General features: G+C 41.8%; 4 protein-coding genes. All 4 read right to left on the bottom strand.

The features are described from left to right. Window positions 1–216: 216 nt before the first annotated feature. The 4 genes from ACCM36_RS07815 to ACCM36_RS07800 all read right to left on the bottom strand — a co-directional run bounded on the left by ACCM36_RS07815 (window position 217) and on the right by ACCM36_RS07800 (window position 3,120). On the bottom strand, window positions 217–1,443 hold the full coding sequence (locus ACCM36_RS07815; RefSeq protein ID WP_370573191.1) for a SufD family Fe-S cluster assembly protein: 1,227 nt from the start codon (window positions 1,441–1,443) through the stop codon (window positions 217–219). Continuing rightward, a complete protein-coding gene (locus ACCM36_RS07810) occupies window positions 1,422–2,168 on the bottom strand; it encodes an ABC transporter ATP-binding protein (RefSeq protein ID WP_370573190.1) in 747 nt (248 codons plus the stop codon). Before ACCM36_RS07810 ends, ACCM36_RS07815 begins: the two co-directional genes overlap by 22 nt. 127 nt (window positions 2,169–2,295) lie before the next feature. Beyond that, entirely contained in the window at window positions 2,296–2,532 is a 237-nt protein-coding gene (locus tag ACCM36_RS07805; RefSeq protein ID WP_370573189.1) for a cytochrome b5 domain-containing protein, read from the bottom strand. A gap of 141 nt (window positions 2,533–2,673) precedes the next feature. Continuing rightward, a complete protein-coding gene (locus ACCM36_RS07800; RefSeq protein WP_370573188.1) occupies window positions 2,674–3,120 on the bottom strand; it encodes a GNAT family N-acetyltransferase in 447 nt (148 codons plus the stop codon). Window positions 3,121–3,455 lie beyond the last annotated feature (335 nt).

The following is a 3,455-nucleotide window of genomic DNA, read 5'->3' as shown; positions in this document are numbered from 1 at the left end:
ATTATTCGATGAACCGCTAAAGAACATGGGAACAATGGAGCCCACCATGATCACTGCGAGAAAAATAGCAATAGCTCTCTGTTTATCCATTTATTATCCTCTCGGCTTTATCCTATGACATTTGATGATAAAACCTTTACTTAACAATTTTGGTAATAATACTCTCAAAAATTGGATGCGGTAATTCCCAATCTCCGCACCCATTGTTATTTTGCCTCAAATGGCTTTTTCACCGATCTTGGCAATGGTCTCATCGATGCTTGCCTGAAGTTCGTCAGGTATTCCCTGAATGCCCACATCAAGAAATCCTCGCACGATCATTCCAACAGCTTCTTCTTCAGTGAGGCCGCGGGCCATGAGGTACTCTATTTGTTCCCTGGCGATCCTGCCCACGGCAGCTTCATGAGAAAGTTCGATGTCTTCGACATTTGCTTCCAGGATGGGGATGGCCCTCTGAGTACCTTCGTTCGAAAGCACAAGACCATGACATTCGAGGTGACCTTTTGCACCGTTTGCATTACCGATCATCTCGCCTCTTGCAATGACTTTTCCACCTGTGGTGATAGTCCTTGAGATCAGCTCTGCCTTTGTATCGGGTGCATTGAATATCACTCTGCTACCCATATCCAGCTCAGAACCGGGGTGAGCTACTCCAATACTGTTAAGCCTTGCAAATGCGCCTTTTCCTTCAAGGAGGACCGTCGGATATGTCTGGATAGATCTAACCGGTTTAAGGGTAATATAATTACTGATGTACGTGCCGCCTTCTTCAACATGTACCACCGTACGGGGTCTGACGCCTATTTGCTCAGCCCAGTTGTGTATCATGGTAAAATTCAGCGTAGCTCCTTTCTTCACGTACATTTCTGATATTCCAAGATGCAATCCCTTTTCCACACCATGCCTGCTGGAACATCCTGTGATTACATCAAGCTGTGCACCTTCCTCGACAACTATGAGGTTGTGCACTGTTTGTGAAACATCTTTTGATCCGATGAGCAGGCATGTCTGTACAGGCATCTTGGATCTCTTACCTGCCGGAGCACGGATAAAATAGCCGTTTGCATCCTGCAAATAACTCATAGCAGTATATTTGTCGGCATCCGGTTTCACGAGCTTCCATGAGTAATCTTTTACCCATTCATATTTTTTCATAGCGTCCTGTAAGGACATAAGTTCAACCGCATCATCCTTGCTAACAGAGCTATGTGACACAGTATTATCCAGCATGATAAAAGTACCGCTTCTGTTCTCCTCACCCGGTACTACGCCTACGTTGAGAAGCGTTCTTTTGTCATCATCACTGAGATTCATCAGGTTCTCTGTGATCTGAGCATCTTTGCTGGCCATCCCATAATCATCCAGGTTAAAATCCTCACCATAGGCAGCACTCTTCTTAAGGGCGTCCTCTGCCTTTTTCTTCAGAGATAGTTCATCTTGCATTTGATACACTCCTCATATCCCTGCGTCTTAATGTCATCCAGCATCTCACGTGGGTTACCGGAACACATCACTGTACCGTTACATAGTATAAACCCTCTGTCTGCTTCCACATAGTTCAGCACTTGTCCTGTATGGGTGATGATAAGAGCTGACTTACCATGTTTGCATCTCTCTCCTGCGCATTTACCTCCACCACCAAGAAGGTTCCTGATAGTGATACCAAGTTGCTCAATGCTTACAAGGTCTACGCCGGATTCAGGTTCATCAAGCAACACCATATCGGGATTCTGTATTGACAACTGCAAAAGCTCAGATCTCTTGATCTCTCCACCTGAGAAACCTACATTTATGTCCCTGTCAAGGAAACGCACCATATCCAGTGTTTCCGCAAGCTCATTATATTTTGAACCATCTTTAGATATCACATCTAAAAGGCTGCGCAGTTTCACCCCGCTCATGTTTGGTGGTCTCTGGGTCATTATCCCAAGTCCCATCTGTGCCCGTTCGTACACGGACATATTTGTGATGTCCTCACCTTTGAATATGATCTTTCCTTTGATTACTTTGTAACCTGAGAATCCCATCAGGGTCATCAGCAATGCTGATTTGCCTGCACCGTTCGGTCCAAAAAGTACATTTTTAAAGCCGTCCTCAACATTGAGGTTGATACCATTAAGTATCCGACGGCCCCCTATTTCTACGGTAAGGTTCTGTATCTCCAGCATATAGGTCCCCCTATAAGAACGACGTTATATCCATCGGGTCTTTATATATAGATTTCCACCTGTTAACAGCGTAAAACCTCATTAGATAAATAGTATGGCATGTCCGACGCTGCAAAAAGTATTAGGTTCATTTTTTTATTGTGCCTACAACAGGATATGCATCCAAAGCAGAGGTCTCATGAGGAGCTTCGGCTTCAAGAGCATTCGTCAGATCGTTACCAGCTTCATGCAATCCCATGTGCTCTCCGTCTGACCAGAAACCACTGCCTGTAACATCATATACTTTGTCTTTGTACACAACATAAGCTTTTTCACCGTTTTTTCCATTGTAGCGAGCAACTTCTTCAATTGTGAACTCTTGCATTATTAACACTCCTTTTATCTTTTATAGCAAACAACATTATGGATAAAAAAGCATAAACCTTTCGCCTTTACTTTCAATTCCTGTAGCACTGATGCTGAGTAGAATACCTGAAATGAATGGAAGAAATCAAATTATGCATCTTTACTGCTCACTGAAATATAAAGATCTGCAGACCTTCACCATTGAAATATACTTGATCCCTGCATCATCGAACATTTCTCCAAACTCCTTAACTCCGAATTTCCTGTAGAATCCTATAGTTTTGACTTGAGACTCAATGAATAACTTTTCAACACCTGTTTCTTTAACCTTCTCCAATAATCTCTCCATTAAAAATCTTCCAAGCTCCATGCCCCTGTATGGTTTGAGAACACATATCCTTCCCGGTTTGAAATGATAACCGTTATTAAATAACATGCCTACAGCTATCGGTATATCGTTAGCATATACCAGCAAATGATGCACATTATCATCAAATCCATCCTTTTTCAGGAATTCCGGTACTTTTTGCTCTTCGATAAACACTGCTTTCCTTACTTTAAAGACCTCGTCAAAACCCTCTTTTCCATTGATCCATTTATAGCTCATGGAGCCACCCTGCCAAGTATATAATTCCAGTTCTCACATTCTCATACATATGTTGGATTATTCTTTTTAAAAAGCAAGCCTTGCAGCTGCAAAGTAGATCATGGCCATGTTGTTTTTTACAAGAGTTCTTTTATAAAAGTAATTAACTGCATCACAAAAATTATAAATTATACTAAAAACGAAAGCCTTATTAATAGATGCATTTTATGCTAATCATCTATTATTCTAAAAAAGGCTAGGTGATCTATTTTGAAAAAATTACTCAACTTATTGTTATTGGGACTGCTTGTTGTGACTTTGGTAACCATTTCCGGATGCGTTGACAAGACTGCAGA

Origin of the sequence: Methanomethylovorans sp., from assembly GCF_041305605.1 — an archaeon.
Lineage (GTDB): Archaea > Halobacteriota > Methanosarcinia > Methanosarcinales > Methanosarcinaceae > Methanomethylovorans.
This window is presented reverse-complemented; position numbering and strand designations above follow the sequence as displayed.